This is a genomic window from Thiomonas sp. OC7 (genome assembly GCF_900634595.1).
Classification (GTDB): domain Bacteria; phylum Pseudomonadota; class Gammaproteobacteria; order Burkholderiales; family Burkholderiaceae_C; genus Thiomonas; species Thiomonas arsenitoxydans.
Window position 1 is genome coordinate 2764350 of the sequence record NZ_LR131953.1, and the last position, 26669, is coordinate 2791018.

The following is a 26669-nucleotide window of genomic DNA, read 5'->3' on the forward strand; positions in this document are numbered from 1 at the left end:
CGTGGGGAGGGTAGGGGTGGGGAGATTGCGGGCGTCGATCAAACCCGCATCAGCAGCCCCGCCCCGCCGTAAGCCAGCCCCAGCACGCCCGCCGCCAGCCAGGCCCACGCCTGCCAGCGCAGCTTGCCGCCGAGATCGTCGTGCGGTTCGGTGGTGAGCAGAAACAAGCGGCGGTCTTTCGGCTTTTTCAGTACATGCGTCTGCGGCTGCGCGGCGCGTTCGCGGCGGTCGGCTTCCACGGCTGCGGCGGCCTGCTGGCGCAGTTGCTCGAACTCGGCCATGTCCAGCTCGCCGTCTCGGTTGGCGTCGAAGGCGCGCCGCTGCTGCGGATCGGCTTTCCACGCGGCGATGCGCTCGCGTACTTCCTCGTGGGCCGAGGCCTGCAGCGGCGAGAGGCTGGAAAACCAGCCCAGGGCATAGAGCGTCTGGCCCGGCAGGATGAGATGCTCGGTGTAGCGGTGATCGCTGTCGCCCGTCATCAGCACCTCGCTCGTGCCGGGAATGAGTTGCGCGGCGGCGCCCGTCCAGGTGTTGCGCGAGCGAGCGCGCACTTCCGCGCCCTCGGGGTCAACGATGCAGCGACCTGTGTCGTCATCGAGCCAGAACTGGGTCGTGCTCTTGCCCTGCTCCTGCACCGACCAACTGTTTTTGTTGTCGTCGTCGCGTTTTTCGATTTTGTAGCGATACCAGCAGCACGGCGTGCGGGTGATGGGCGAAAACAGCGGCGCGTCGGGCGGCAGCGCCCGGCCGATCAGCTCCACATAGCCCTGCGCTGCAGAACGGATGCGGGCCGTCGGCATGTCCTCCATCACCCGGCGGCGGCGCTGCAAGCGGAAAAACTGCACCAGCCCAACCGCGCCCAAAGCCAGCGCCATGAACAGCACCTGCGGCGCCGCGCCGCTGGGCGACAAGCCGCTCAACATAGGTGCGCAGCAGCATTGCCGGGCATCAACGCGGCCAGCATCACGACGCGGCGAACAAGCCCTTCAGATCGACATCGGCCCGCTCGGCAGAGGCCACCTTGAACAACTCCGCCGGGCCGAAGGCCAGCAGCCGCGCCACGATCACGTCGGGAAACTGCTCGATGCGCACATTGTTCGCATTCACCGCCGCGTTGTAGAACTCGCGCCGGTCGGCAATGCTTTCCTCCAGCCCGCTGATGCGCGCCTGCAAATGCTGGAAAGTCTCGTTGGTTTTCAGGTCGGGGTAAGCCTCGGCCACCGCGAACAAAGCCCCCAGCCCGCTGCGCATCGCCCCTTCGGCACGGCCTAGGCCGCGCACATCCCCCGCTTCGCGCGCCTCTTGCACCTGCGAGCGGGCGCGCACCACGCGCTCCAGCGTCTCCTGCTCGAAATGCATCGACTGCTTGCAAACCTCCACCAACTTGGGCAACTCGTCGTGACGCTGTTTGAGCAGCACATCGATATTCGCCCAAGCCTGCGAGATTGCATGCTTGAGATTCACCAGATTGTTGTAAATCATCACGCCGTAAAACAGCAGCGCAACGAGCAGAACGAGGATGACGAGCGTGACGATCATGGGCGGTTCCAGTTGAAACGGGATGTTGCGCAGTTTACGTTTGGCGGGTGAAACCGCGCCGTTCCAGCGATTCAGCCGCCCGCCGCTGTGGCGCCTACGGAACAGCGGGGTGCCCCGCCCGGATCACTCCGACACCGGCTTACGCCCCGACCGCAGCCCGCGCCGCAGCGCCTTGTTGCTCTTGCGATGCGCCCCCGCCTTGCGCTGCAGCGCTGGCGCCACCAGCGGGTTGCGCGGCGTGGAGGCAGGCAGCTTGAGGGTCTGGGCGCGGGTGCGCTTGCGGGAGATTTTCCCCACGATCTGCAGCCTCCGTCCGGGCTACGCCGGTTCTCCAACGCGTCGCAACACCGTGTCGATGACCTGTGCCGAGATGCGGAAATCCGAGCGGTGCAGACGCTCGAACACCGCGCGGGCGGACGGAATCAGTTGCCGGGATTTCGCCATGCCGATGACTGCCGCGGTGCCGGCAACGGACAAGCCGTGTTCCTGGGCGATGGCGCGTCCCGCCCGTTCATCCATCAGCAACAGCGCCGGGCCGTCGTGGGCGAGCGCGAGGCGGATGCAACTGGCCTCCCCTGCGTCCAGATCGGGCAGTTCCGGCAAAGTGGGGGCTTGCGCGCTGGCGCGCAGCCATCCTCGCAGTTCGGCGTCCCGGATGGCGGCCTCTTCCGCGTAGCCCTTGTCCGCCAGCACCTCGCCCCTGACCTCCGGCGGAATCCAGACCGTGCCGAACAGGGCGCCCAGCCACGGCAAGCCGTCCACGCGCGCCAATCCGATCACCGGGCTGGCGTCGATCAGGACGATGCGGCCAGCCATGCGTCGAGCGTGTCCATGTCGCGCGCCGCCTCCTGTGCGTCGAGCCGAACGACGGCGATTCCCAGACGCGACAGATGCGCGGCGAACGCGCTCACCGGCATGCCCGCCAACGCCGCCGCGCGCGGCAGCGACAAGGCGCCGTCGCGGAACAGAGCGGTCGCCAGCGCGGGTTTCACGCCCGCGAACGACAGCGCCCCCACTGATTCAATGCCCACCATCAACGCGTCGGGACGGTCGCGGTTCATCACCACCACCACGTCGCCATGCGCCTTGCGCAAGGCTTCGCTGGGATTGTTCTTCAGACTGCTGACATTCACCGTTTCCATGCCTATCCTCCATGGGAAGATGAGATGGGAATCATCCTAGCATTTCCGCTTGAAGAAGATGAGTAGGGCCAGGTGACCCCGAGCGGGCTGTTTGACATGGTGCTGGGAATGGATGGGGTCAGGTCTAGCTGTGTAGCATTTGCATCAAGGCTAGACCTGACCCCGAGCAAGCTATTGACCCCGAGCAAGCTCTTTCCTGAGCCTGCGAGCCACGTCTCCGGGTTGAACTTGAAACAGCGCAGCTTCCCATAAACTACAGAAATCTGTACGAACTTACGAACACCGATGAAAACCACGCTCAACTTGAATGATGCCTTGCTGACTCAGGCCAGGGCGCTGGCGGCGCAGCAGCGCACCAGCCTGACGCGCCTGATCGAGGAGGGGTTGCAATGGCGCGTGCGCCAGCTTGACGCGCCAGTCATGGCCGTTCGCATTCCGGTGTATCGTGGCAAAGGCGGGTTGGCGCCTGGGCTCGATGGATTGAGCAACAAGGCCATGCTGGAAGCCGCAGGGCATGACGCCTGACGTCAACGTGCTGGTCGCTGCCTCGCGTAGCGACCATCCGCACCACGGCGAGGCGCGGGGCTGGCTGGAACAGGCCGTCAGCAATGCCGCGCGTGGCACGATGCTGACCTTGCAACCCATGGTCATTGCCAGTTTTCTGCGGCTGGTGACGCACCCGAGAGTGTTCGTCCAGCCCACGCCGATGCCTGATGCCTTGCGCTTCATCGATGCACTGCTCGCCGCCCCTGGCGTCCAGCAGCCCAGCCTGGGCGGTGAATGGCCTACGCTGCGCAAATTGTGTGCAGACATGGCGCTGAGCGCCCACGCCGTGCCCGATGCCTGGCTAGCCGCCGCCGTCATCCATCAGGGCGAGCATCTGGTCAGTTTCGATGCTGGCTTCAAACACTTGCTGCCGCGCAGCCAGTTCACTCGGCTGCCACTGCGTGAACTGATTTGATGCCACAACAAATAACCAAGCTTTGAAGGTCGTTTACATCGTTGCTTATCGCGCACCCGACTACATCCGAAGTCAGGGGCTTGTTCGTGCGATGGGCGAGTGTGGAGATATTGAGTTATTCGTGGCGCGCAATCGCAGCACCGGTTTGAGGCGCTATCTGGAGACGTGGGCGACATTGCTGCGCCTCAAGAGGGAACATAAGCCAGATCTCTATGTGATCGGTTTTCGTGGGCATGAGATGTTCTGGCCAGTGCGCTGGCTGTCGCTGGGGAGGCCGCTTGTTTTCGATGCCCTGATGTCTCCGTCAGCGGCTCTGGGAGAGGAAAAGAAGGCGGGCATGCTCGGCCAATTGTTCGCTCCTGTGATGCGTTGGCTGGAACTCGGCATTTTGCGAAATGCCGACTTGGTGTTAACGGATACCCAACAGCATGTCGACTTTTATGTTCAGCAATTCGGACTGCCGCGCTCCAAATTACTTGCAGTGCCCGTCGGAGCGGCAGAACAGCCCATTGGCGCCGATAAGCAGGAGCAGCATTCTGGCGACGACGGGTTTTCAATCCTTTTTTATGGCTCGATGTTGCCGCTTCATGGTGTTGATGTGATTGTGGCTGCCGCAGGACTGTTGAAGAATTTGCCGATCCGCTTCGACTTCATCGGCGGCAACGCCAAGCAGGCGCGGCATCTGCGCCAGCTATGTGCACGGCATGACATCACGCAATACACCCACCGCAGCTGGGTGCCGTTGGATGCATTGGTGAGCAAGGAGATTCCTCATGCTGACCTTTGCCTTGGCGGCCCGTTCGGCGGCACGCCTCAGGCGCGGCGTGTCATCACCAGCAAGACTTCGCAAGCGCTCGCACTGGGTAAGGCCACAGTGATCGGTGCGATTGACGAAGACTTCGGATTGCGCGACAAAGACAACTGCCTGTTGGTTCCGCAGGCGAACCCGCAAGCCCTTGCCGCTGCGCTGCGCTGGGCATTTGAAAAGCGCAGCGCGCTTCCTGAAATCGGAATGCGTGGCCAAGTGCTGTATCGCGACAGACTCTCCGTCCTCACCATCGTGCAGCGGCTCTGCCCGGCATTGCGAGCGCTGCATCAGCGATACAAGGCAGAACCGTGACCCAAGTACGCGACATTTCGCCGGAGATCAGCGTCTGCATCGCCAACTACAACGGCGAAGGCATGTTGCGCGACTGCCTCAATTCGGTCTATGCGCAACGCACTGATTTCCAGATCGAAGTGCTCCTGCATGATGACGCCTCGACCGACGGCTCGGTGGCATTGATTCGAAACGAATTCCCAGATGTCCGCGTGATTCAGGGCCGCGACAACGTGGGTTTTTGCATCAGCAATAACCGCATGGCGGAAGCCGCACGCGGGCACTAACTGCTGCTGCTCAACAACGATGCCGTGCTGCGCCCGGGCAGCCTCGATGCCCTGTTGCGTGAGGCGTGCTACACCACAATCCCAGCGGTGCTCGGGTTGCCGCAATACACCCTGCACGACGGGAGTCTGGTCGATCGCGGCTACGAGTTCGACCTGTTCATGAACCCGATCCCCGTATTCACCACCGGCGTGCACGAAGTGGCCACCGCGACAGGCGCCTGCCTCTGGATTCCGCGCGAGGTCTGGAGTGCCGTCGGCGGGTTTCCGCCCTGGTTCGAGTCCATTGCCGAGGACATTTATCTTTGTCAGGCCGCACGACTGCTCGGCTACCCCACGCGCGTGCTGGACGCGCCCGGCTTCGATCAATGGATCGGCAAGAACCTGGGCGGCGGCAAAGTGATGGATGACAAGCTCAAAACCACCGCGCGCCGCCGCGCCCTGAGCGAGCGCAACAAGACAGCCGTGATGCTGCTCTGCTATCCCGCCTGGGCGCTGCTGGTTCTGCTGCCCATCCACGCGCTGCTGCTGGGTATCGAGGCGCTGTTCCTATGGATTTCTGGTTCGGGACGCGGCAAGGTCGCGCGCATTTATGGCGCGATTCTTCCCGTCCTGTGGCGGGAACGTGAAGCCATCAGCGCGCTGCGACATCAGTTGCAAACCCACAAAAAACAATCCGGCTGGCGCTTCATGCGCCGCTTTCACTGGCTGCCGCACAAACTGCGCATGCTGCTGCGCCACGGTGCGCCGGAAATTCGCTGATGCCGCCTCACTCGCCCACGGTTTGCAAAAAAGCGGCGGGCGTCAAAATGGGCAAGCCGTGCCAGGGGTGCAAGACGAGCAGATCGGCGTCGCTGGTGACCAGGGCCACCGCATGACACGCCAAGGCAAGTGCCAGAAACTTGGCATCGTTCGCGTCTCGGCACGCGCCAGAAGCAGCCTGCTCGCTCGCTGCATCAACCTCCACAAGTTGCGCGTGCCTGGAGACCAAGCCCAAGAAATCAAGCCGCGCTTGCAGAGGCAGATAGCGGTCGAATTTGGGACGCTGCAAAACCTCGCGCAACTCATCCAAAGTGGCAACACAAGTCGCAAGCTCGCAGGTGCGCAGCGCATTCAACAGCGCCTGTCGCGGCACTGAATCCGGGCGCAACATGGCGCCGATCAGCGTGTTGGTATCGATGACAACCCGCTGTCGGCCGCTCACCGCGATTCTTTGACCAGACGCAGCACATCTTCATCCGTCAACGTCCGCGCGGCGGGTGTGAGCTGGACGTCGCTCTTGGCCAATGCGGCCTCGAACTCCGCCACCGCCGTGTTGCGTTTGCGCCGTGCAGCCTGCAGCGCCTGCAAATCCTGCATGTCTTGCGGCGAGACGATGAACGCCGCTGCGCGCCCATGCCGGGTGACGACCACCGGCTCGCGCTGCACGGTATCCAGCAACTGCCCAAAGCGGTTCTGGGCTTCGACCGAGGTGACGGTGATCATGGAAGACTCCTGCGTGAACTGTCTATTCTAGCCATTATAGCTAGAATAGACAGGTTTGGCTTGGCCACGGCCTGCCTTGACAGATCGAGCGTCCATTGCGGCCGATTGCCATGACCAAGCTGCAGCATCACCCCCGCCACGGCCCCATGCGCCCGCGCAGGCCGTCCCACAGGCCGCGCGCGGCCATGCGCAAGGCCACGAGGCGTTGCTGGCCGAACACGGTTTGGGTGTAGACAAAACCCAGTAGGTAATAGCACTTGCGCAGCTTCCAATCCCAGGGAATGATCGGCTGGCGGCACAGCGCCACGAAGTTGCGGATGCGGTAGTACACCCGCACCGGGCTGTAGGCGCTTGTCTGCCGCCAGCCAAAAATCCAAATTTGCAGCGTCTGATCACCCATGCGGTGGAACATCGCCGCTGCGCCTACACCGAACAGCAAATAACCCGCCGCGCGCGCACGATGGTTCCATTCATTGTCTACGTAATCAATGAAAAAATCCTCGCGCATCGGCCCCACTTCGCGCAGCACAGCGGCGGGAACCAAGGTGCCGGAGGTGATCAGCGTCAGTGCCTCCACCGTGGGATGCGCGGCATCCGGCCTGCGATGGCCATAGAAAAACCTGCCCGGGATGTGCGCCTGAAAGGGAAAGGTGATGCCGGTATGGCGGTCGGTGTAAGTGGGGCCGACGGCCCCGACGCGCCGCCCGGCGCGCTGCAAATCGTCCATGGCGGCCAGCAGCGCCGCCACCATGTCGGGCGCGGGCAGACTGTCCTGATCGCTCAGCAGCACCTGCGTGGCGCCTGCGGCAAGCGCGGCGTCGATGCCGATGTTCAAAGCGCGCGCGATGCCGAAGTTGTCGCCCAGGCGGATCAGGTGCAGTGGGGGTTGCGGCAATGCGGCGCACAGCGCTTCCACGCGCCGGTCTGCTGCGGGCGTGTTGTCCACCACGAACACGCCCGCGGTTTGCGCGAGCAGCGCATCGAGCAGCGCGCGCAGCACAGCGACATCGGGCAGATAAGCCACGACGACAGCAAACACCTTGCTGCTTGCAGATGGTTGCATGGGGCCTATTTGCGCGCGGAAAAGGTGAGAAATTCTCGCCGAGAGGGTTGCATCATTTCCCGCACTTCATCGATGATGGCTGCGATCGAAGGAATAATCTGGCGGCTAGCCTCTTGAGTGTCTTGCCGATGTGCAAGTGCTCCGCTTTCGGAGTACATCGAGAGCGCAGCCATGCCATGCCAATGTTGTTCGATTTGCTTGAAACCTGCATTCATCAAAGAGGTTTGCAAGGAACTAGGGCTGAACAGCACCAGATGCCGGGGTACTTCCAAACCACGCCAGTATTTCTTGAACCGGACAGCGCCCAGACTGTTGATATTGGGTGTTTCCAGCCACAGGCGCCCACCCGGCTTGAGTAGTCGGTAAAGGTCATGCAGCAGGGCGATGGGGTCATGCACATGTTCGATGACATGGCTCAGCGTAATGACGTCGTAGCTTTCGTTGCAGGGGCGGGCCGCTAACTCGCTAACAGACGTACAAGAAACATTCAAATCTCGCGCCCGCGCGACTTCGACGGCCTTTGCGTCGAAGTCAATACCTTCTGCACGCCAACCCATTTCACTCGCAATCTTGAGAAAGCTGCCGTTACCAAAACCGACGTCCAGCAGCCGTCCGCCTCCGGGCAGTGGAGGCGTGAGATGACGCATCTTGGCGCGAGATTTTGCAAAAAAGAAGGGCACCAGCGGAATTAGCCAGCGACCACCCCATGAAGCGGGTGTGCGGGTCAATCCATACCGTGCATTGAAGTGATCATTCACCCAGCCATGTAGAAGTCTGACCAGAGGGCTTTTAGGGCGGCCTTCCGGTGAATCTTCTGTCGTATGGGTGTAGTAATGCGCATAGGCAAGCCCGATGCTGCTGGGGGTTGGGCGCGGATCGAGATAAGCCGCTTCGCATTGGATGCAGCGATAGAGCGTCCATCTGCCAGGAGCCGTGCCAAATACGATGTCCGTCAGTTCCTCGTACAGCAGTGCGCGAGAAGTACTGCCGCAAACCGGGCATGCTGGTACGGATTCCAGGCCGTCTGTCGGCCAGTCTTGTCGTTGGTTCATCATGGCTGTAAACGCAGAGGCTGGCTTATGCGCCATTGCCGCAACAGGCCGAGAGCCACGATGCCGCACGCAACGCAGATACACAATGCCAGAATGCCGAGTGCCAGAGAATTTGTCGTTATCAAGGGGATGCAGAGCACCGCTGCAGCGGTGAGTACCAGTAAAACGCTGCGGTGCAGTACGGTGCGAAGCGGAAGAGCCAGACGCGATGCCGCCATGTAGAGCAAGCCGGTATCCATTGCTACACGCAGTGTCCAGGCCAGCGCCGCACCTTCGATGCCCCACCGCGCGACACCCCATACCAAAACAGCGGCAAATATCGGCAACTCCAAGATATGCATTTTGGCTGTGAGATCGGAGCGCCCATGCGCCTGCAGCAGCGCATAGGGCAGGTGTGCGTTGCCATTGAGAAATACCCCGAGCGCCAGCCACTGAAAAACGCGTGTGGATTCCTGCGCGAACGCTGCACCCAACCAGAAAGTGAGCAGAGGCAACGCAAATGTGGCCGCGAGGAGCAGCGGTGGCAGCATCAGCGCAACCAGGGCATGGTTGGAAAACCGCAGCAATGGAACGGCGCGCGTCGGCTCAGTTTGCGATTCGGCAAATGCCGGAAACACGGCTCCCATCGCCATGGAAGCTAAATTACCCATGCGTGAAACGCCGTCCAACGGCACGGTGTAATACGCCACCGTCGCCGGCGGAAACAGGCTGGCGAGATAAAAGCGGTCGGCATAGACCATCAGCGGGCCGATGAGGTTGCTCACCGACAGCCAGCCGCCAAAGTGCAGGGCGTGGCGCAAGTCGTCACGGCTGGCGCGGATGCCGGGCTCGCGCGGCAGCAGGCGCTGCAACTGCGTGAGCCACAGCGCCATCCACGCCACGCGGGTGGCGGCCAGCGCGGCGATCACCCAGCCGATGTCGGGGCGGATCAACGCCACGATCACCGGCAGGCCGAATTGCAGCAGGCTCATGGGCATGCGCCACAGGCTGAGCAGGCGGAACTGTTGCAGACCTTCCAGCGTGCCCATCGCCCCGGTGGCGGCCAGTGCGAAGGGGATGGACAGCGCGAGCGCACGCAGGCCGAAAAGGGTTTCGCGCGCCATCTCGCCGCTGAGCGAAAACAGCCGCTCCACCAGAAACGGCGCGGCCCACCACAGCGCCACCAGCCACAGCACGCCAAAGCCCGCGAGCAGGCCGATGACGCGCCACACCAGCGCCGCCACCTGCGCACGGGAGCGCCCCAGCCCCAGGCTGCTGGAGACGGTTTGCGTGAGCGCGCGGCTGAGGCCGAGATCGAACAGCCCGGAAAACCCGATCAATCCCAGCGCCAGGGTGAACACGCCCAGCCGCGCCGCGCCCAGCGCATGCAGCAGGATGGGCAGCGCCACCAGCCCCACGCCCAGCGTCACCAACTGTCCGCCGACATTCCACAGGGCGTTGTGCGCGACCTTGCGGCTCATGTTCAGCGCGCCACGCCCACGCCTGCAGCCATTGCGGCCTGCATCAAAGCAGCGTCTTGCGTGGCGATGGGTAACTGCAGGCGCAGGGCGAGTTCCAAGTAGGCGGCGTCATCGCTGGTGAGCGCCCCCGGGGCTGGGCTGCGCCCAGCCCGCCCCCCGCGGGGGTCAAGGAAACTTGGGGCGGCCCTGCGTTTTCTTGAGAGATCGAAACGCAGGGCGAGGGCGTGGAGTGCCGCGGGCGACTGCGGCTCCGCGTCAATCGTGATGGGCAGGGCGCAAATTTCCGCGCTGATTTCCTGCGCTCGCTGCGCCACGAGCGCGCCGCGCTTGCATGCCGTGCGCAGCACATTGGCGAGTTCCAGCGGCCATAGTCCGGGCGCAATGGCGGTGCCGTCCAGCAGGCGTTGCGCAATGGCCTCGGTGTAGGGCGTGGCCTGGTTGGAGAGAAACCACCCGCAGACCACCGAGTTGTCGATGACGAAGGGCATCAGCGCGCGCCTTCGCGGGAGAGCGCCTTGATGTCGCCTTCGAGTTGCACCTCGTCGCGCCAGGTGCGCAAGCGAGAAAAGCTGGCGGCGATGCGGCGCCTGGCCTCCGCCTTGCCTGATTTGGCGGCGGGTTCGGCGATCAGCCGCGCGACGGGCGTTCCGCGTCGCGTGATGGAAACAACCTCTCCCTGCTCCGCGGCTACCAGCAGTTCGGAGAAGCGGTTTTTGGCTTCATAGACGGGGACGGTTTTCATGGTGCGCTCACTCTGTGAAATGGCCAGCTCGATCTTAGGCCTTCACCCATCGCGCTTGTACGTCATCGTGGGAGAGATCAGGCAATGACCTCGATGCCAAATTCGGGCATGACGGGATCGACGCTGACGAGGGGAACGCGCTCAACGCTGGCCTGTGCGGCGAGCAGGCGGTCAAACGGGTCTCGGTGCGGGCTGCTCCAGCTTGCAGCCTTGAGTGCATGGGCTGTGGTGATGGCGAGTTCGCAGGCGCCGAGTTCGCCCAGTGCGTAGGCGTACTGATCGAGCAACTGCGCCGCGCCAGGAAGTTTTCCCAGGCGGTGCTTGGTGGCGATTTCAAAAGCCGAGACCGAACTGGCGAGCAGCGTGTTGTCGGGGTCTTCAAGCAGCGCCCGCAAAGGGGCGCGCAGCCTTTCGGGCTCCAGCACGGCCCAGAGCAGAATGTGCGTGTCGAGCAGCAGCCTCATGGTTCCCAGGCCTTGAGTTCCTGTTCCGGCAAGGGGTCAAAAAAACTGTCGTCCACATGGCCGGGAAGAATGCCAAGACGGCGTTTGACGGGCGTGGCTAGCGGCATGAGCCGCGCATATGGCTTGCCCGCTTTGGCGAGGATGATTTCTTCGCCCGCGTGCGCCTGGTCGATCAGGCGCGACAGATGGGTTTTGGCATCGTGGACGTTGACGATCTGGGGCATGGTGTGAGGTTGGCTAAGGTTGTTAGTCCATATTAACCCGCAGGCCAGCCGCTGTCACCCATCGCGCTTGTACGTCAGGTTGGTGATCTGCTCCGAGATCAGCCCGATGAGGAACACGATGACCGCTGCGCTCATGAGCAGCGCGCTCATATTGGTGAAGCGATGGCCAATGGTGAAGGTGTAGGCATAGTTGCCCAGGCCCAGCAGGAAGAAGCCCGCAGCCACCGGCGCGAACAGCTTGAGCGGCGAATACAGCGTGGCGATCTTGAAAATGATGAGCAAAAAGCGCACGCCGTCACGTAGCGGGCGGATGTGGCTCTTGCCGATGCGCCTTGCCGCCACGATGGGCACATAGGCCACCGGGTAGGCGCTGCGGAAAAACGCCATGGTGCTGGTGGTGGGGTAAGAGAACCCGTTGGGCAGCAAATGAATGAATTCGCGGAACTTGTCGGCCCGCGCTGCGCGAAAGCCGCTGGTGAGGTCGAGCACGGGGTGGTTGGTCATCCAGCTCGCCAAGCGGTTGTACAGGCCGTTGGCCAGGCCACGGCCCACACTGGCCTGCGAGCCGTCGCCTCGCGCGCCCACGGCCATGTCGTAGCCTTCACCCAGCTTGGCGAGCAGGCGGGGAATGTCGGCCGGGTCGTGCTGCCCGTCGGCGTCCATGAACACCAGCGCCTCGCCAAGCGCGGCGCGCGCGCCGGTTTTGATGGCGGCGCCGTTGCCCATGCCATAAGGCTTGCTGATGACCCGCGCGCCCGCCTGCTCGGCCACAGCGGCGGTGGCGTCGGTGGAGCCGTCGTTCACTACGATGACTTCGGCTTCTGGGTAGAGCGCGCGGATGCGAGCGACCGTCTGCCCCACAGCGCCGACTTCGTTGCGGGCGGGGAGAATGACGGACAAAGAAGTCTTTGGGGTCAGCTCCGGCTTTGTGGCAAATGCATCAAGGCCAGACCTGACTCCCTGCAGATCAGTCGTCATTTCTTCTCCCCGATTTCTTCGGCTAGCACCTTGCGCAGATGCGCCTCGCTGTCCTGATAAAAGCCCACATGCCGCAGCCAGCGCTGGTGCAGGGCGGCCATGCTCCAGCCATGAATGTGCGCCAGCGGCGACGGCACGGCGTTGAGCAGGTCGAGCGCCTTTTGCTGATGCCCGGCGCTAGCGAGTTCCACGGCAAAGCGCAAGCGTGCGCCCACCGGCAGACCGGGCAGCCGCAAGGCTTGCAGGTCGAGCGCATAGGCCGCTTGCGCATGCCCCGCGGCGAGGGCCGAGAGGGCTTCACGGTGCAGCAAATCGCGCTGCACCGTGGTCTGCCTCGCATGCGGATTGGCCAGCGCCGCAGCAATCAGGTCTTGGCTGAAGTCAGCGCCTAGCGCGGTGCAGGTGCCCAGGCCATCGAGCAATTTGCCGAACTGGTATTGGGTCACGTTGTCGGCCAGATCGGCGGTGCGGGCAGCCTGCAGCAGGCTGGTGCGCAAGCCCTCGGGCGCCTGGCCTTGCGCGCAGGCCACGCCAGCGCGGTTGATCAGCAGAATGAGGCTGTGCGGATGTTCGCGCAATGCGGCATCGAGCAGGCGCGCGGCCTCGGGGGTGTTGCCGACATTGCTCCAGAAATTGGCCAGATAGCCTTGCGCCCGTGGCGAATCCGGGTGTTCGCGTGCCCAGACCAGCGCTTGCTGGAAGGGCTTGCCCCAGACATCGGCCCGGCGCGCGGTCTGCAGCGCAAACAAGGCCAGCAGCGCCACGGCGAACCAGATGGGCCAGCGCCTGCGCGGCGCGGCTTGCGCCTCGCTGCCTTGCGCGGCGCGCACCAGCCAGATGGCCAGCGGCAGAAACATCAGCGCAGCCGGCAGGTAGTTGCGATGTTCGAAGGCGAGTTCGAGCTGCAGCCAGGTGCTTTCCATCACCTGTCCGGCGAGATAGAAGCCCACGGCGACACCCGCCGCAGCCACTACGGGGCTGCGCGCCCAGCGCGACAGCGCGGCAAAGACGATGAGCGCCAGGATGCCGAGCACGGCCAGCAGCGTGGACGGCGGCTGCAGCAGCCCGGTGGAGAGCACGATGTCGTCGTGGAACAAGCCGCCGTCATGGGTGCGCGCCAGCCAGATGTCGCCCAGATACGTCCACACAATGCGGCTTTCGGTCAGCAGACGCTGCAGCGGCGTGAAGTCGCGCCCGGCCATCGCGCCCGTCCACAAGCCCGGCAGAAAGGTGGCGAGATAGCCCAGCACCGCCAGCGCGGGCAGACGGATGAACACCCAGCGCCAGACGAGAAACGTGCGCCCGCCTTGCGCGACGGCCGTGTGCTGGCGGTCGAACACCAGCGCCTCCAGCACCCAGGCCAATACCGGCAACAACGCGCCGTTCTCTTTGGAAAGCACCGCCAGCAGTGTGCCCAGCGCCAGCGAGAGGCTCATCCACACATAAGCCGTGCGCCTGCGCCCCTGCGCCAGCAACGACCGGCCATGCGCGTAGCCCCAAAGCCCGGCGAATACAAAGGTGGCGGCGAGCATGGCCATGCGCTGCACCACATACAGCGTGGTGCTCACCCAGAACGGGTCGAGCAGCCACAGCCCTGCGCTCAGCACGCCCACCCAGGCGGCGGGCTGCCGCGCCAGACCGAGCGCCCGCGCCAGCGCCGCACTCAGACCCGCGAGCAGTACGCCGTTGAGCAGGTGAAACGCCACGTTGGTGAGCTTGAACGCCTCGGGCGCTGCGGGCCAGTTGCGGGCATCGAGCAGAAAGGTGGCGAGCGACAGCGGCCGTCCCGTCGGCCCGGCAAAACCCGAGGTGAGAAAGGCCACCGCTTTCCACCATGTGTCGATTTGCCCATAGTCGCCCAGCGGGGCGAGGTTGGAAAAATCGTCGAACAGAAAAGGCCCGGTGCGCCCGGGCCAGTAAGCCAGCCAGGCCAGCGCCAGCAACACCGCCAGCGCAGCGAGCGGCAGCATGCGGCGATGGGCCGGCGCGGTGCTGGAAGACGGTTCGTTGTTGTGCATGGTTAGCGACTTTCCGTTTCAGCCTGCCCGCTGGTCTTCATCTTCTGCGCCAACTCCTGCGTCAGCTCCCTGATTTCCGCATCGTGAATGCCAAAGCGATTGAGCTCGCGCATGCGTTCCAGAACGTTGCCCGCATCGCCGTAAAGCCCCGCGGCCGTCTGCATGACGAACAGGTTTTTCCAGTAGTCGTATTTGCCGGGGTCGAGCGCCACGGCGCGCAGCATGAGCTGGTAGGCCAGCGGGTTGTCGTGTGCGAGGTTGGCGGCCCAGTTGGCTTGCAGGGTGACCAGATCGGCGCGGCTGGGGTTGCGCTGCACCGCGAAGGCGATCAACTGGCCGAGTTGCTGCACATCGCCCGGGGTGTAGTGGCACACGCCGTTGATGCTGCACTGAATCAGGCTGTAGAGCGCGCCGACGTCTTCCGCGCTCATCGGCGAGGTGGCGATGGTGTGGTGCATCTCGGCCCACCATTGCGGCTGAATCGGCAGATCGTTCTTCGCCGACATGAACACCAGCGCCTGCAAGGGTTGCAGATCAGCGCCGGGCAACAGCGCGCCCTGTTCCATCTGCCGCATGCCCATCTGGAACTGCGGGCTGCCCACGCCCTGCGCCGTGATGAGCATCATGCGGCCCAGGTCGTAACTGGCGCGGGGAGACTGCGGATGCGTGGTCGCCTCGAAGTACGCCAGCCGGTACGGGTTGCCCCAGGTCTGCGCGCGAATCGCGGTAAACAGGCCGTAAAGCGCGATTAAGGCTGACACACCGCCCACGGTGAGCAGGCGCAACGTGGCGCGGCGCTCGGCGTCCGGCGCGCGCCCCCTCCCGGCCTCCCCCTCTGCGTGCAGGAGGGGTGTTTGCCCCCTCTCCACTTGTGGGGAGGGTTGGGGAGGGGGTTGTGCGGTGCTTGGGCTCCAAGTGAACAACAGCGCGAACAGCGCCAGAAAAATGCCCCAGTCCGGCAGATAGTTGCGGTGCTCATACACCAGTTCCAGCGGTACGAAGGTGGACAGCAGCGACTGCCCGGCAAACCACCACAGCACGCCGAATGCAAACAGCGGCAGCCGCTTGCGCAGCCACAGCGCCGCGCCCAGCAGCGCCGCCAAAAACGCCCAACTCGCCGCCGTCGTCCACGGCGACAGCCAGCCGGTGGATAGCGCAATGTCATCGTGATAAAGCGAAAGCGCATCGGGCGAAGGCAGCACGATCCAGCGCAGATAGTCCACCAGCACCCGCCCTTCGGTGAGCAAGCGCTCGCTCAAGGTGAACGGGCGCGCGGCGTAGGCCGAGCCGTTCAGCGCGCCAGGCAGCAACCAAGCCAGGCCGAGTACGCCGGGAACCAGCAGCAGCACCACGAACACCGTAACCAGCGGGTTGAGACCGCGCGACAGTGCGTTGGCCCCCTCCCAACCTCCCCCACTGCGTGGAGGAGGGTTGTTTGCCCCCTCTCCACTTGTGGGGAGGGCCGGGGAGGGGAGGTTTTGCGTCGCAAGCACCCCCCGCAGCACCACCCATTCCAGCACGAAGGCGTAGGCCGGCAGCATCACCCCGGTTTCCTTCGCCAGCGCGGCCACCGCCGTGCCGATGGCCAGGCTGCCCCAGATCCACGCCATCGCCCCGTGTCTGCCTGCGATCAGCCGCATGCGCCCGTGCCAATACCCCAGCAGCCCCAGCAGCACAAACGCCGAGGCCAGGGCCTCCTCGCGCTGAATCACATACAGCACCGCCGTGAGCTGAATCGGCGCCAGCACCCAGGCGGCAGTGGCCAGCATCGCCAGCGTGGGCGCGCCCACCAGCCAAGGGCGCGGCGCCCGCCGCTCCAGCCAGCCCAGCACCCGCACCGACAGCAGCCAGATCAGCCAGCCGTTGAACAGATGCAGCAGCACATTGGCCAGTTTCAGCGGCCAGGGGTTCATGCCGGTGAACACCATCTGCGCGGCAAAGCTGAACATCGACAACGGCCGATCCAGCGGCCCCGCGTGCGCGCTCCAGATCGCGTGCCAGAAGTGCGACTGCAACGCGCTTTGCGCAAACGCCGCGTTGTCCACCAGATTGCCGAAGTCGTCGAACACATACCCGCCCGACAGGCCCGGCCAGTACACCAGCAGGCCGAGAGCGAGAATGCCGAGCAACACGAACGGGGCGGCCCGCAGCTTGGCAGATTTCATGGGGCTGCGCCTGCCCAGACGCCCACGCCGCTGGCCTCGGCTGCGCGCCGCAACGCGGCATCCTGTGTGGCCAATGGCAAGCCCTCGTGCAAGGCCAGGGCGAGGGTGCTGGCGTCGTAGGCGCTCAATTCATATTGCCGGGACAAGGCCAGCAACTCCCCAGGCGCGCTATCTGCGGGCTGAGACAAGGGCTGAATGGGCAAAGCGGCCAGCAGCGCCAGAAAGCGATGGCTACGCGCCTCATTGCAGCGACCACGCCGTTCTGCAACCCGCAGCACGTTGGCAATTTCCAGCGTCCAGAGCAACGGAACGCAGGCGGCATGATGGCGCAAGCTCTCCAGCGTTGCGGACGCATAGGCGCTGGCCTCATCCTCAAAAAACCAGGCCAGCGTGACCGAAGCATCCAGAACGAACCGGCTCACCGTCTGCCGTCCTCGATGAGCGCGCGAACCGAGCCCTCGCCGGTGGTGCACCCACGGGAAAAACCACGAAGTTCCTCGATGGCAGCCAGCGGGTCGGGCGTGGCCGTTTGCACCGGAGCGAGCTGCGCCACCGGCTGCCCATGCCGAGTGATGGTGATGCGCTCCCCCGCCGCCACCCGCTTGAGCAAGGCGGGCAAATGCGTCTTTGCCTCAAAGGCCCCTACATCCATGACAGTGCTCCTGCAGACTGGTCTGATCTGGTTGATTGTTGTTGAATCCGCTAAGACTGGCAACCGGGAAAAGATAGGGAGCGAAACCCGGCCCCCCGGAGTTCGACAGTTACGGTCGTAAGTACGCGATATCGTTAGGGTGAGCGTTGAAACGTGCCCCTACAGGAGTGCGAGTTGGTCGTCGATGGCGGGTTTCGGAAGCTTGAGTCCTTGGAGGATGGCGTGGTCGGCGTCGCTGAGCGAGGACGTGCCGTCGCGGCGCTCGCCGCCGAGGTGGGCCTGGTGGTATTGGATGCGTCGCAGTTGCTCGAGTGCACGTTCGGGCGACAGCTTGGAGCCGGCGTCCTTGAGGCGCATGCGCATGACGCGGTACAGCACCAGAGCGATGAAGCAGATCAGCGCATGGGCACGGATGCGGTCGGGCAAGCGGTGGAACACCGGGGCGATCTCGATCTCGGATTTGAGAATCTTGAAGCCGCGCTCGATGTCGGCCAGGCTCTTGTAGCGTCGCAGAACCTCAAGCGCCGACAACTCTGGCACATTGGTCACCAACAACAGCTTGCCGTCGCCCAGTTCTGCACGCGCCAGCGCCTTGTCGTCGATGACGTAGGTGAACAGATCCGATTGCAGGTCGACCTTGATGATCGAGCCCAGATGCGCCTCGGAGACCGCGCGATACAGCCAGGCCTTAGCACCGGAGTCGCTCAGGCGCCGGCCTCTGAAGGCGGTGCCGCCTTCTTGCGCATCAAGCTTGCCAGCACGCTGCTGGGCTTCCTGCGTGAGTTCTCCGATATGCTGGCGGCGCGCTGCGGTTTGTTCCAGGGCGCGGCGCGGATCGTGGGCCCAGACCAGGCGCAGGTCCTGCCAGCGGGTCTCGCCGAGGACCTCGCGGGTGGCCGCCGCGCAGCGCAGCGCGTGAATCGGCTCCAGGATCTCGGCGAACTCGGCGTAGCGCCGCCCCGGCACGGCCAGGATGAACTCCACGGGCTGCTCGGTGCCGCCCACGCGTTGCCCGCGCAGCCACTCCAGATTGTCCAGGCTGAGCAGACCGCGATCGGCCACCAGCACCACGCGCTTGACCGGGTACAGCGCCAGAACCTCTTGAACCACGGTGCTGAGCGTCGGTGCCTCGGCCGTGTTCCCTTCCCAGACCCGATGCGTCAGCGGCAGTCCCTCGGCCGTCTGCACCACGCCGAGCATGAACTGGCGACGCATCCCCCCGTCCTTGGACAGGCCGAACTGGCGCAGGTCGCCGGCCAACTCGGTCTGGCCCTCCACGCCGATGGTGGTCATGTCGTAGAACACCACCGACAGATCCTGGTCGATCAGCGGGCGCAGCAGCCCGGCCAACGCCGCCTGGACGCAGTCCTGGTGTTCGACCAGCGCATCCATCGCCCGCAGCAGGTGCTGATGCGTCACCTCCTTGGGCGCAAAGCGCGGCAGCGCCACCGTCTGCAACCAGCGCAGCACGCCGAGCTTGGACGTCGGGTCGCACAGGCGGTTGAGCACCATCAGGCGCACCAGCGCCTCGACGTCGATGCGGCTGCGCGTGCGACCAAAAACCCGGCGCAGCTCGCCAAATCCCAATTCGTCCCACAGCTCGGTCAGCGCCCATACGTCGCCCAGGGCGCGGCTGGACTCGAACCGCACGTCGGCCACGGTCGCCACCGCGCCGGCCTCCGGCGGCATGTCGCCGCGAAGTCGCTGCAGGCCGCGGATCACGCTCTCAAGCTGGCTGCCAGCTTGGTCGGCGCGCCCCAGGGTGGCCACCGTGCGTTTCTTCACCCGCCCGCTCTCATCCCGGTAGGACTCCACGAGCTGGACGTAGCGGCGACCGCCGGAGGTGGTGATCTTGATGAACATGCCGCCACAATACACCAACCCATCTTCAAATGGCAACAGCCTCACAATGTGGAAAAACGTGCCACCACACGTACTTTTCCAAAAACGAGGCTAACCCTTTGTTCCGTCAAGGCCGGGTCGGCGTTTTCAGCCAATTTTTGACTCAAACTGTCGAACTCCGGGGCCCCGGGATCTCTCACTGATGCGTCAAGGCATTTGCGTCGCCATGAAAAAACCCGCCTCGCGGCGGGTTTCGGGGTGAAGAAAGATGGGGGGTATGAGCTAGACCCCGTTCTTTCCTTAGGTGCCCTTGCACGAAGTAGGCAGGTATTTTTGTGGCAAAGATGTAATGCCCTTGCAGGTCCACTGAATTGAACCAGCGCTTGTCGTGGCTGAAAGAGCCAGAACAGAGTCTTTAATTGCAGCGTTGGCTTTATTACCATAGGTAATTTGAATTTGACCAACAGTTTTCGAAACATCAAGGCCTGTAACGTAATTACCGGTAATGCTGGCGGGTGCAGCCAAACCAGCAGATTTGTTGTTCGGCGGGAAAGCGCCCGTGTTTGTATAGTATTCAGCCAGTGCGGTTTTCGCCCCGTCCGCCAGAGACAACCCTTCGCTCACCTGCGCCCGAATCGTGTAATCCTGATACGCCGGAATCGCGATGGCCGCCAAAATACCAATAATCGCCACGACGATCATCAATTCGATCAGCGTGAAGCCTTGTTGCAGTTGTTTTTTCATCTGAAACTCCTGAGAGTGGAAAGTCAAAAAATCAATCACGGTTGGGCAAAAAACTCACCGCAGCCCGGGGCGGAACAAAGTCTGGAGATGCTGCGGCCCCAGACTGCGGTGGACTGACATCACCCCCCGATGGGCAGGAGAGATAGAGCACATGCCGTGCCAGCCAATTTGTGTCTTGCTCGCCCCAACTTTTCGTGAACTGCTTCACGAAATCCGGCGAATCGGCCCTCTCAGCCGCCGACAATCTTTGCTGGGCCTGCCAATTTTTGTCAGGTGAGGCGAAAATTGGCGATGCGCGCAAGCGCCCAAGCCGCCGCGAGGGGCGATTTGGCGCAGGTCAGCTTGCTGACGCGGCTGGAAACCAAGTGGGTGTTGCGCGGCGGGGACAAGGTGGGCTGGCCGGAGGGGATCGGGCTGTTCAAAAACTGCTGGAGTGCGCCGACCTGCTGATTAAAAACGAGGAGTGGTTATCGCGGTGGGCGCAACCCCCTCCCAGCCTCCCCCACTGCGTGGAGGAGGAGCAAACACGCCCTCTCCACTTGTGGGGAGGGTTGAGGAGGGGAAGGTTTTTGCGCGGAGACCAAGACACTCTGAACTCTCAAACTCGCGCCTGCCAGCATCCGCCCCGAGGCGAAGTCTCACCTCATGGACAGTCTGGGTTCAACTGCATGAAGTCGGCAGATAGGCGCGGGGGACGCCGTTGGCGTCTGCATGAGTGGTGCAGGTCCATTGCAGGGCACCTGCCGAACTGGTTGCCGAGAGGTAAAGCACTTTGGTAGAAAGATTGGAATTGGCCTTGTTGCCATAAGTCATCTTGATCAGCCCCGACGTGACCGTAACGCTGCTCACATAGTTGCCGCTGATCGACCCCGCAGAAACCAACCCGGCCGACTGGTTGGAATTGGGGAAGACGCCATGCTGCGAGTAGTAGTCCCAAATCGCATTTTTCGCCCCGCCCGCCAGACTCAGCCCCTCGGCCACCTGCGCGCGGATGGTGTAGTTTTGATAAGCGGGTATGGCAATGGCCGCCAGAATACCGATGATGGCGACCACGATCATCAGCTCGATGAGGGTGAAGCCACGCTCAAGGTGGCGCAACGAAGGAAGGGCAGGCGCGCGCATAGTCTGTGCTCGATGGGGCATGGCCGGTGGATTTGTAAACAATCGTGATTCTGGCTCTGCAATTTGAAGGCCATCGACGCCGGTCGCAACAAGGGCCGCATTGTGTGAAAAGATTCACAGTTTTTCGCACCAGAGGGCTGGCGCGGTGACGGTTTACGGCGCAGATGAGCCGGATTTGTCAGCCTGCGGCGGGTGAATGACAATTTCTGGAAGGTCGTTGCAAGCCTGACTAGACCAGACTAGGCTTGTATTTCTCTGCCGCGTCAAGCGGCTTTATTTCCGGGAAGACGACATGAGCACGGTCAATATGCTGGATGCGAAGACCCATTTGTCGCGGCTGATTCAATCTCTGGATCAGGGGCGTGAGCGCGAAATCGTGATTGCCCGAAATGGCCAGCCCGTGGCCCGGCTGCTGCCGGTGGAGAAGACGGGCGCGGGCAAGCGCCTGGGGGTGGCGAAAGGGCGTATTGTCGTGCCGCAAAGCATCGACACCCACGCCGACGAAGCCGCGGCGCTGTTTCTCGGTGGCGCGGCACCATGAACGTGCTGCTCGACACCCATATCGCGCTCTGGGCCATTACCGATGATGATCGCCTGAGCGCCAGGGCGCGTGAGATGATTCTGTCCGAGCGCACCACGGTGTGGGTCAGCGCGGTGTCGGTGTGGGAAATTGCGATCAAACACGGTCTGGACCGAGGGGATATGCCGGTTTCTGGGCAGGGGATGTTTGATGGATCTGAAATGGTGAAGGATGAAGGGTTCATGGGCAAGGCTGTGCAGGGGATCCCCCTCCCAACCTCCCCCAGCAAGTGGGGGAGGGGTGTTTTCTCCCTCTCCACTCGTGGGGAGGGTTGGGGTGGGGATGCTTTCAGACTGACGATAGGACACCGCTATGCAACTCATCGACTCCATCGTGACCGAGGCCGCCGCGCTCACCGCGCTGCGGCGTGATCTGCACGCGCACCCCGAGCTGTGCTTCGAGGAGCAGCGCACTTCCGACGTGGTGGCGGCGCGGCTGGCCGCCTGGGGGGTGGAAGTACACCGCGGTCTGGGCAAGACCGGGGTGGTGGGGGTGATTCATGGCCGCGACGGGGGGCGGGGTAGCGACGGAAGTGGCCGGATGATCGGCCTGCGCGCCGACTTCGACGCCCTGCCGGTGACGGAATTCAACACCTTCGCCCACGCCAGCCAACACCCCGGCAAGATGCACGCCTGCGGCCACGATGGCCACACCGCCATGCTGCTGGCAGCGGCGCAGCATCTGGCGAAGTCGCGCGACTTCGAGGGCACGGTGGTGTGCATCTTCCAGCCGGCCGAAGAGGGCGGCGGCGGGGCGCGCGAGATGATCGCGGACGGCTTGTTCGAGCGTTTTCCGGTGCAGGCGGTGTTTGGCATGCACAACTGGCCGGGCCTTCCCGCAGGGCATTTCGCGGTGAAAGCCGGGCCGGTGATGGCCTCAAGCAATGAGTTTCACATCAAGCTCACCGGCAAGGGCGCGCACGCGGCCATGCCGCATCTGGGCATCGACCCGGTGCCTGCGGCCTGCCAGATGGTGCAGGCGTTTCAGACCATCGTCACCCGCAACCGCGCCCCGCTCGACCCGGCGGTAATCTCGGTCACCATGATTCATACCGGCGAGGCGACCAATGTGATTCCCGAATATGCCGAGATTCAGGGCACGGCGCGCACCTTCAGCACCGAGACGCTGGATCTGATCGAAGCCCGCATGCGCGACATCGCCACCCACTCCGCGGCGGCCTTCGGCGTGGGCTGCGAGTTTGCGTTCAAGCGCAACTATCCGCCCACCGTCAACCACGCGGCCGAGGCCGAGTTCGCCCGGCGGGTAATGGTGGAGATGGTGGGTGCGGAGGCGGTGCACGAGTTCGTGCCGTCGATGGGGGCGGAAGATTTTTCTTTCATGCTGCAGCACAAGCCCGGCGCCTACCTCATCATCGGCAACGGCGACGGCGACCACCGCATGCCCGGCCACGGCGAAGGGCCATGCACCCTGCACAACCCGAACTACGACTTCAACGACGACCTCATTCCGCTGGGCGGCAGTTTCTGGGTAAGGTTGGCGCAGGCGTGGTTGGCGCGGGGGTGACCCCCTCCCAACCTCCCCCGCAAGCGGAGGAGGAGTGTTTGCTCCCTCTCCACTTGTGGGGAGGGTCGGGGAGGGGAGGGGAGGGGAGGGTTGTGATGGAACGCATGAGCGTGCAGGAGTATCTGGACACCGAGCCTTTGTCGGAGGTGAAGCGCGAATACCTCGACGGCATGGTGGTGGCGATGGCCGGGGCGAGCGACCGGCATGGGTTGATTTGCACGGCCTTGGCCATCGCGCTGGGACCGCTGGCGCGAAAGTCGGGTTGCCAGCTGTTCATCGCCGACATGAAGGTGCGGGTGCAGGCGCTTCGCGGCACCTACTTTTATTACCCGGACTTGGTGCTGAGTTGTGACGCGCAAGACCGCGAGTCGCCGTATTACCGCAGGCGACCCTGCCTGGTGGTGGAGGTGACGTCGCCCAGCACCGAGCGTATCGACCGGCGCGAAAAACTGTTCGCCTACCAGCAGGCGCCGGGTCTGCGGGAATACCTGATCGTGGACAGTGCGAGCGCGACAGTCGATCGCTACCACCGCGCCCAAGGCGAGCCGGGCGAAGAGTGGGATTTCACCCGCTGCACTGCAGGCTCGCTGCGGTTGGACTGCCTGAATGCCGATCTGGCGCTGGCGGAGGTTTACGCCGATGTGCCAGAACTGGCGGCAGCCGTCTCGGCAGTCGCTTCGGCGGCCGCGGCGGCAAAATCGACCCCGGCATAGAGATCGGCCAGCGAGAAAATGAACGAACGCTCGGCGGCGATGCAGGTGAGTTGGGCGTCGAGCCCGCTGGCTTCATGCAGCGTCCACGAGCCGTCGGCGTTGCGGCTGAAGGCCTCGACGTGAGGCTGATTCTGCGCGTCGAAAAGCACGGTCTGCAAACTGGGCAATAGGCGGTAGGCGGCGAATTTATCGCCGCGGTCGTGGCCTTCGGTCGAGGGCGAAAGCACCTCGACGATGAGTAGCGCGTCTTGTTGCACGGTACGCCGCTCGGCGTCTGCTGCCGAGCAGGTGACGAACACATCGGGATAGAAGCTGGCGTCTGCGGCTTCGACTTGCAGCTTGACGTCGGCCATATACACCCGGCAAGGCGTGCCGCGGGTTTGGCTGCGCAGGGCGATGGCGGCATTCAGACAGTGCGTGTTGTGCACGGTGCTGCCACCGGCCATGGCGAAGACTTCGCCGCCGATGTATTCGTGGCGCTCGGTCTGGGTTTCTTCCCAGGCGAGATAGTCTTCAAAGGTGAAATGAGCTCGGGACAGCACGGCGGACATGGCGTCTCCTTGGTGAGCGTGACCAGTGTGAGCGTGACAAGTTTACGGCGCAGGCGCCGCGGTCGCGCAGGTCTTGACGATCTGCCCACCCAGTTGGCCTGACACTTTTTCCAGCGCACCGAGTTGCTCGGGCGTGAGCGCGGGCAGGCGCAGTACGGTGCGGCTCAGTCCGGCATTGCGCTGCACTACCTTGGCGCCCTGTACGCCTTGCTTGCGCACGATCTGCAACTGCTGCTGCGCCGCGGCTTCGTTGGCAAACACGCCCAGCGAAATGCCGGGCTCGTAGCGCGGGCGGTCGGTCACCGGGGCGAACACCTTGACCTTGCCTTGCTGCGTGATTTCGTCGAGCGCGGCGCGCATGGCGGTTTGGCTGGGATAGGGGCCGAGCAGCACCATCCATTGCGCGGGCACAGGCGCGTTGAGGACTGTGGGCTTGAGCCCGGCCTGCGCCAGTGCGGACTGCGCCTGCGCGAGCGCCTCGGCTTCGAGCGCGCCGTAGGGGCCGATCTGCCGGCAGACGGCATCGGCGGTACGGGCGGGCTCGGCGCTGGCCGGGGCGGACGCGTCAATCGGGGCGGACGGCAGGCTGGCCGGAATGGCAGGCGCGGAAGGCGTGGGCTGCGGCGGGATGGCGGGCGTGGCGGAGGCGCTGGCCAACGGGGTGATCTGCACCTGCTCGGGGTGGATTTGCAGCGCCAGGCGTTGCGGCTCGCGCTGAGTCACTGGCCCGAGCCCGACCCCCGCCATCCAGCCCTGCGACCAGGCGAAAAACACGAGGTTGACGAGCAGCAGGGCAAGGAGCAGGGTGCGCATGGGTCAGTGGTATTGAGGGCATTCGGGAGGGCGTTCGGCCCCTTCATTTTGCCGCGTCCGCCATACCTGCGGCGCGCAGGCGCAGCGACACGTCGGCGCTGAGCACGCGGCGTTCGCCCTCGGGCGTGCTCACGCGCAGCGCGCCATCGGCGGCTATGCCCAGCGCGACGCCGGAAAACAGCGTTTGCCCATGATCGAGCACCGCAACCGTCTGGCCGCCCCAGGCGTGCAGCGCGTTCCAATGGGTGAGCGCCTCGCTCACGCCACGCGGGCCTTGCTGCAGGCCGTCGAGCAGCGCGGGGGCGAGGGCGGCGAGCACCTGCTCCCGCGAGAGATCGAGCCCGGCGACGTTCAGTCCGGTCGCCTGCGGCTGATCGGCCGGGGCGCGCAGGTTGAGCCCGAAGCCGATGACGGCCCAGCGCGCCTGCGGCGTGTCGGCCATTTCCACCAGAATGCCGCCGAGCTTGCGCCAGCCGTTGGGGGCGCCCGCCGCGGGCAGGAGCAGATCGTTGGGCCACTTCAGGCGCACTTGCGCAGCGCCGAGCGCGCGAAGCGCCTGCGCCAGCCAGACGCCCACGGCCAGACTCAGCGGGCCCGGTTCACGCTTGCGCGGATCGGGCCAGGCCAGCGAGCACAGCACGCTGCTTTGCGCATCGTCGGCCCAGGGGCGGCCCTGGCGCCCGCGGCCCGCGGTCTGCCGGCCGGTGGCGAGCAGCGTCGGCCCGTCGAGCCGCCCGGCTCGGGCATCGGCCAGCAGATCGGCATTGGTCGAGCCGGTGCGGGGGGTCCAGCGCACGGTGCAGGCGGGGTGGCTGACGGCAAGCTGGGCGCGCAGCGGGGTAAGGGGGTCGGAGGTGGCCGCTCTCCCCTCCCCAACCCTCCCCACAAGTGGAGAGGGAGTGAACGCGCATTTCTCCTCCCCCACTTGCTGCGGGAGGTTGGGAGGGGGAGATTGGCCTGCGCGTTGTTCAACCGCAGATTGAATCGTCAGCAACACGCCCGCGATATTGGCCAGCACATCGTTATTCCAGAAGCGCAAAACCTCATAGCCTCTTTGCCGAAAAAACGCATCGCGTAGCGCATCGTGGGGGCATTCGTTGTGCTGTCCGCCGTCGAGTTCCACAACCAGGCGTGCAGCAGCGCAGGTGAAGTCGGCGATGTAGGGGCCAATGGGCACTTGGCGGCGAAATTTGCTGCCCAATTGCCCGTTGCGCACACGGCTCCAAAGCAGGCGTTCCGCGTCGGTCATGTCGCGCCGTAATTGGCGTCCGCGGAGGGTGAGGGGATGGATCACAACCAGCACCCCTCCCCAACCCTCCCCACAAGTGGAGAGGGAGCAAACACCCCTCCTCCACGCAGCGGGGGAGGTTGGGAGGGGCCTCCGAAGTAGGCGCGAAGCGCTGTTCTCACCTCCTCCACTTGTGGGGGAGGTCGGGAGGGGCGGCCTACAGC

General features: G+C 64.1%; 35 protein-coding genes. 10 read left to right on the forward strand and 25 right to left on the reverse strand.

Features of this window, described 5'->3' with window-relative positions; all coding sequences use genetic code 11:
* Positions 1-38: 38 nt before the first annotated feature.
* The 5 genes from BIO17B3_RS13280 to BIO17B3_RS13300 form a co-directional block, all read right to left on the reverse strand.
* Entirely contained in the window at positions 39-923 is an 885-nt protein-coding gene (locus BIO17B3_RS13280; RefSeq protein WP_156054380.1) for a GIDE domain-containing protein, read from the reverse strand.
* 40 nt (positions 924-963) lie between these two features.
* On the reverse strand, positions 964-1539 hold the full coding sequence (locus BIO17B3_RS13285; protein ID WP_156054381.1) for a LemA family protein: 576 nt from the start codon (positions 1537-1539) through the stop codon (positions 964-966).
* Positions 1540-1662: 123 nt separating this feature from the next.
* The gene (locus BIO17B3_RS13290; RefSeq protein ID WP_156054382.1) at positions 1663-1836 is read right to left on the reverse strand and encodes a hypothetical protein; all 174 of its coding nucleotides are present in this window, start codon (positions 1834-1836) and stop codon (positions 1663-1665) included.
* 21 nt (positions 1837-1857) lie between these two features.
* On the reverse strand, positions 1858-2355 hold the full coding sequence (locus tag BIO17B3_RS13295) for a DUF3368 domain-containing protein (protein ID WP_156054383.1): 498 nt from the start codon (positions 2353-2355) through the stop codon (positions 1858-1860).
* Positions 2334-2681: a UPF0175 family protein gene (locus BIO17B3_RS13300; RefSeq protein WP_156054384.1), complete on the reverse strand. Its 348-nt coding sequence runs from the start codon at positions 2679-2681 to the stop codon at positions 2334-2336. The genes BIO17B3_RS13295 and BIO17B3_RS13300 overlap by 22 nt, the downstream gene beginning before the upstream one ends.
* Positions 2682-2966: 285 nt before the next feature.
* On the opposite strand from BIO17B3_RS13300, the gene BIO17B3_RS13305 reads away from it, so the two are divergent.
* Genes BIO17B3_RS13305 through BIO17B3_RS13325 form a run of 5 tightly spaced genes read left to right on the forward strand, consistent with a single transcriptional unit; the run spans position 2967 to position 5787 of the window.
* Complete coding sequence (locus BIO17B3_RS13305; protein ID WP_156054385.1) at positions 2967-3206, forward strand: DUF2191 domain-containing protein; 240 nt, start codon at positions 2967-2969, stop codon at positions 3204-3206.
* Positions 3196-3642: a TA system VapC family ribonuclease toxin gene (locus BIO17B3_RS13310; RefSeq protein WP_156054386.1), complete on the forward strand. Its 447-nt coding sequence runs from the start codon at positions 3196-3198 to the stop codon at positions 3640-3642. The genes BIO17B3_RS13305 and BIO17B3_RS13310 overlap by 11 nt, the downstream gene beginning before the upstream one ends.
* Before the next feature lie 22 nt (positions 3643-3664).
* Positions 3665-4762 (forward strand): glycosyltransferase, encoded by a 1098-nt coding sequence (locus tag BIO17B3_RS13315; protein WP_156054387.1) that lies wholly within the window; start codon positions 3665-3667, stop codon positions 4760-4762.
* Entirely contained in the window at positions 4759-5028 is a 270-nt protein-coding gene (locus BIO17B3_RS13320; RefSeq protein ID WP_156054388.1) for a glycosyltransferase family 2 protein, read from the forward strand. Before BIO17B3_RS13315 ends, BIO17B3_RS13320 begins: the two co-directional genes overlap by 4 nt.
* Before the next feature lie 6 nt (positions 5029-5034).
* A complete protein-coding gene (locus BIO17B3_RS13325; RefSeq protein WP_255421411.1) occupies positions 5035-5787 on the forward strand; it encodes a glycosyltransferase family 2 protein in 753 nt (250 codons plus the stop codon).
* Positions 5788-5794: 7 nt separating this feature from the next.
* On the opposite strand, the gene BIO17B3_RS13330 is transcribed toward BIO17B3_RS13325, so the two are convergent.
* The 16 genes from BIO17B3_RS13330 to BIO17B3_RS13405 form a co-directional block, all read right to left on the reverse strand.
* Complete coding sequence (locus BIO17B3_RS13330; protein ID WP_156054390.1) at positions 5795-6229, reverse strand: putative toxin-antitoxin system toxin component, PIN family; 435 nt, start codon at positions 6227-6229, stop codon at positions 5795-5797.
* Positions 6226-6510, reverse strand: coding sequence for a type II toxin-antitoxin system Phd/YefM family antitoxin (locus BIO17B3_RS13335; RefSeq protein ID WP_156054391.1), 285 nt, complete (start codon positions 6508-6510; stop codon positions 6226-6228). Before BIO17B3_RS13335 ends, BIO17B3_RS13330 begins: the two co-directional genes overlap by 4 nt.
* A gap of 127 nt (positions 6511-6637) precedes the next feature.
* Positions 6638-7573: a glycosyltransferase family 2 protein gene (locus BIO17B3_RS13340; protein ID WP_156054392.1), complete on the reverse strand. Its 936-nt coding sequence runs from the start codon at positions 7571-7573 to the stop codon at positions 6638-6640.
* A gap of 5 nt (positions 7574-7578) precedes the next feature.
* The gene (locus BIO17B3_RS13345) at positions 7579-8625 is read right to left on the reverse strand and encodes a bifunctional 2-polyprenyl-6-hydroxyphenol methylase/3-demethylubiquinol 3-O-methyltransferase UbiG (RefSeq protein WP_172979009.1); all 1047 of its coding nucleotides are present in this window, start codon (positions 8623-8625) and stop codon (positions 7579-7581) included.
* Positions 8625-10085 carry an oligosaccharide flippase family protein gene (locus BIO17B3_RS13350; RefSeq protein WP_156054394.1) on the reverse strand — a complete coding sequence of 487 codons (1461 nt, stop codon included), beginning with the start codon at positions 10083-10085 and terminating at the stop codon, positions 8625-8627. Before BIO17B3_RS13350 ends, BIO17B3_RS13345 begins: the two co-directional genes overlap by 1 nt.
* A 2-nt stretch (positions 10086-10087) precedes the next feature.
* Complete coding sequence (locus BIO17B3_RS13355) at positions 10088-10573, reverse strand: type II toxin-antitoxin system VapC family toxin (protein ID WP_156054395.1); 486 nt, start codon at positions 10571-10573, stop codon at positions 10088-10090.
* Positions 10573-10827 carry a type II toxin-antitoxin system Phd/YefM family antitoxin gene (locus BIO17B3_RS13360; protein WP_156054396.1) on the reverse strand — a complete coding sequence of 85 codons (255 nt, stop codon included), beginning with the start codon at positions 10825-10827 and terminating at the stop codon, positions 10573-10575. The genes BIO17B3_RS13355 and BIO17B3_RS13360 overlap by 1 nt, the downstream gene beginning before the upstream one ends.
* A gap of 77 nt (positions 10828-10904) precedes the next feature.
* Positions 10905-11291 (reverse strand): type II toxin-antitoxin system VapC family toxin, encoded by a 387-nt coding sequence (locus BIO17B3_RS13365; RefSeq protein WP_156054397.1) that lies wholly within the window; start codon positions 11289-11291, stop codon positions 10905-10907.
* Entirely contained in the window at positions 11288-11515 is a 228-nt protein-coding gene (locus BIO17B3_RS13370) for a type II toxin-antitoxin system Phd/YefM family antitoxin (RefSeq protein ID WP_156054398.1), read from the reverse strand. Before BIO17B3_RS13370 ends, BIO17B3_RS13365 begins: the two co-directional genes overlap by 4 nt.
* Before the next feature lie 54 nt (positions 11516-11569).
* A complete protein-coding gene (locus tag BIO17B3_RS13375; RefSeq protein WP_232054292.1) occupies positions 11570-12415 on the reverse strand; it encodes a glycosyltransferase family 2 protein in 846 nt (281 codons plus the stop codon).
* Positions 12416-12489: 74 nt separating this feature from the next.
* On the reverse strand, positions 12490-14511 hold the full coding sequence (locus BIO17B3_RS13380) for a hypothetical protein (protein WP_156054400.1): 2022 nt from the start codon (positions 14509-14511) through the stop codon (positions 12490-12492).
* A gap of 2 nt (positions 14512-14513) precedes the next feature.
* Positions 14514-16676 (reverse strand): hypothetical protein, encoded by a 2163-nt coding sequence (locus BIO17B3_RS13385; protein WP_156054401.1) that lies wholly within the window; start codon positions 16674-16676, stop codon positions 14514-14516.
* Positions 16673-17098: a type II toxin-antitoxin system VapC family toxin gene (locus BIO17B3_RS13390; RefSeq protein ID WP_156054402.1), complete on the reverse strand. Its 426-nt coding sequence runs from the start codon at positions 17096-17098 to the stop codon at positions 16673-16675. The genes BIO17B3_RS13385 and BIO17B3_RS13390 overlap by 4 nt, the downstream gene beginning before the upstream one ends.
* Positions 17095-17328, reverse strand: coding sequence for a type II toxin-antitoxin system Phd/YefM family antitoxin (locus tag BIO17B3_RS13395; protein ID WP_156054403.1), 234 nt, complete (start codon positions 17326-17328; stop codon positions 17095-17097). The genes BIO17B3_RS13390 and BIO17B3_RS13395 overlap by 4 nt, the downstream gene beginning before the upstream one ends.
* Positions 17329-17487: 159 nt before the next feature.
* Positions 17488-19191 carry an IS1634-like element ISThsp8 family transposase gene (locus BIO17B3_RS13400; protein WP_156052541.1) on the reverse strand — a complete coding sequence of 568 codons (1704 nt, stop codon included), beginning with the start codon at positions 19189-19191 and terminating at the stop codon, positions 17488-17490.
* A 279-nt stretch (positions 19192-19470) separates the two neighbouring features.
* Positions 19471-19914, reverse strand: coding sequence for a pilin (locus tag BIO17B3_RS13405; protein ID WP_156054404.1), 444 nt, complete (start codon positions 19912-19914; stop codon positions 19471-19473).
* A gap of 291 nt (positions 19915-20205) precedes the next feature.
* On the opposite strand from BIO17B3_RS13405, the gene BIO17B3_RS13410 reads away from it, so the two are divergent.
* A complete protein-coding gene (locus BIO17B3_RS13410) occupies positions 20206-20364 on the forward strand; it encodes a hypothetical protein (protein WP_156054405.1) in 159 nt (52 codons plus the stop codon).
* Between the two features lie 210 nt (positions 20365-20574).
* Here the strand turns inward: BIO17B3_RS13410 and BIO17B3_RS13415 are convergent, their stop codons facing one another.
* The gene (locus BIO17B3_RS13415; protein ID WP_156054406.1) at positions 20575-21036 is read right to left on the reverse strand and encodes a pilin; all 462 of its coding nucleotides are present in this window, start codon (positions 21034-21036) and stop codon (positions 20575-20577) included.
* A 292-nt stretch (positions 21037-21328) separates the two neighbouring features.
* On the opposite strand from BIO17B3_RS13415, the gene BIO17B3_RS13420 reads away from it, so the two are divergent.
* The 4 genes from BIO17B3_RS13420 to BIO17B3_RS13435 all read left to right on the forward strand — a co-directional run bounded on the left by BIO17B3_RS13420 (position 21329) and on the right by BIO17B3_RS13435 (position 23853).
* The gene (locus BIO17B3_RS13420; RefSeq protein WP_156054407.1) at positions 21329-21577 is read left to right on the forward strand and encodes a type II toxin-antitoxin system Phd/YefM family antitoxin; all 249 of its coding nucleotides are present in this window, start codon (positions 21329-21331) and stop codon (positions 21575-21577) included.
* The gene (locus BIO17B3_RS13425) at positions 21574-21987 is read left to right on the forward strand and encodes a type II toxin-antitoxin system VapC family toxin (RefSeq protein WP_197737906.1); all 414 of its coding nucleotides are present in this window, start codon (positions 21574-21576) and stop codon (positions 21985-21987) included. The genes BIO17B3_RS13420 and BIO17B3_RS13425 overlap by 4 nt, the downstream gene beginning before the upstream one ends.
* Positions 21929-23140 carry a M20 aminoacylase family protein gene (locus BIO17B3_RS13430; protein ID WP_156054408.1) on the forward strand — a complete coding sequence of 404 codons (1212 nt, stop codon included), beginning with the start codon at positions 21929-21931 and terminating at the stop codon, positions 23138-23140. Before BIO17B3_RS13425 ends, BIO17B3_RS13430 begins: the two co-directional genes overlap by 59 nt.
* 95 nt (positions 23141-23235) lie before the next feature.
* Positions 23236-23853, forward strand: a complete 618-nt coding sequence (locus BIO17B3_RS13435; protein ID WP_156054409.1) for a Uma2 family endonuclease — start codon at positions 23236-23238, stop codon at positions 23851-23853.
* Here BIO17B3_RS13435 and BIO17B3_RS13440 read toward each other — a convergent pair.
* Genes BIO17B3_RS13440 through BIO17B3_RS13450 form a run of 3 tightly spaced genes read right to left on the reverse strand, consistent with a single transcriptional unit; the run spans position 23772 to position 26520 of the window.
* Positions 23772-24404, reverse strand: a complete 633-nt coding sequence (locus BIO17B3_RS13440; RefSeq protein WP_156054410.1) for a Uma2 family endonuclease — start codon at positions 24402-24404, stop codon at positions 23772-23774. The genes BIO17B3_RS13435 and BIO17B3_RS13440 overlap by 82 nt on opposite strands.
* A gap of 42 nt (positions 24405-24446) precedes the next feature.
* Positions 24447-25217: a sporulation protein gene (locus BIO17B3_RS13445; protein ID WP_156054411.1), complete on the reverse strand. Its 771-nt coding sequence runs from the start codon at positions 25215-25217 to the stop codon at positions 24447-24449.
* A 43-nt stretch (positions 25218-25260) separates the two neighbouring features.
* Positions 25261-26520 carry a biotin--[acetyl-CoA-carboxylase] ligase gene (locus BIO17B3_RS13450; protein WP_156054412.1) on the reverse strand — a complete coding sequence of 420 codons (1260 nt, stop codon included), beginning with the start codon at positions 26518-26520 and terminating at the stop codon, positions 25261-25263.
* Positions 26521-26669: the final 149 nt, after the last annotated feature.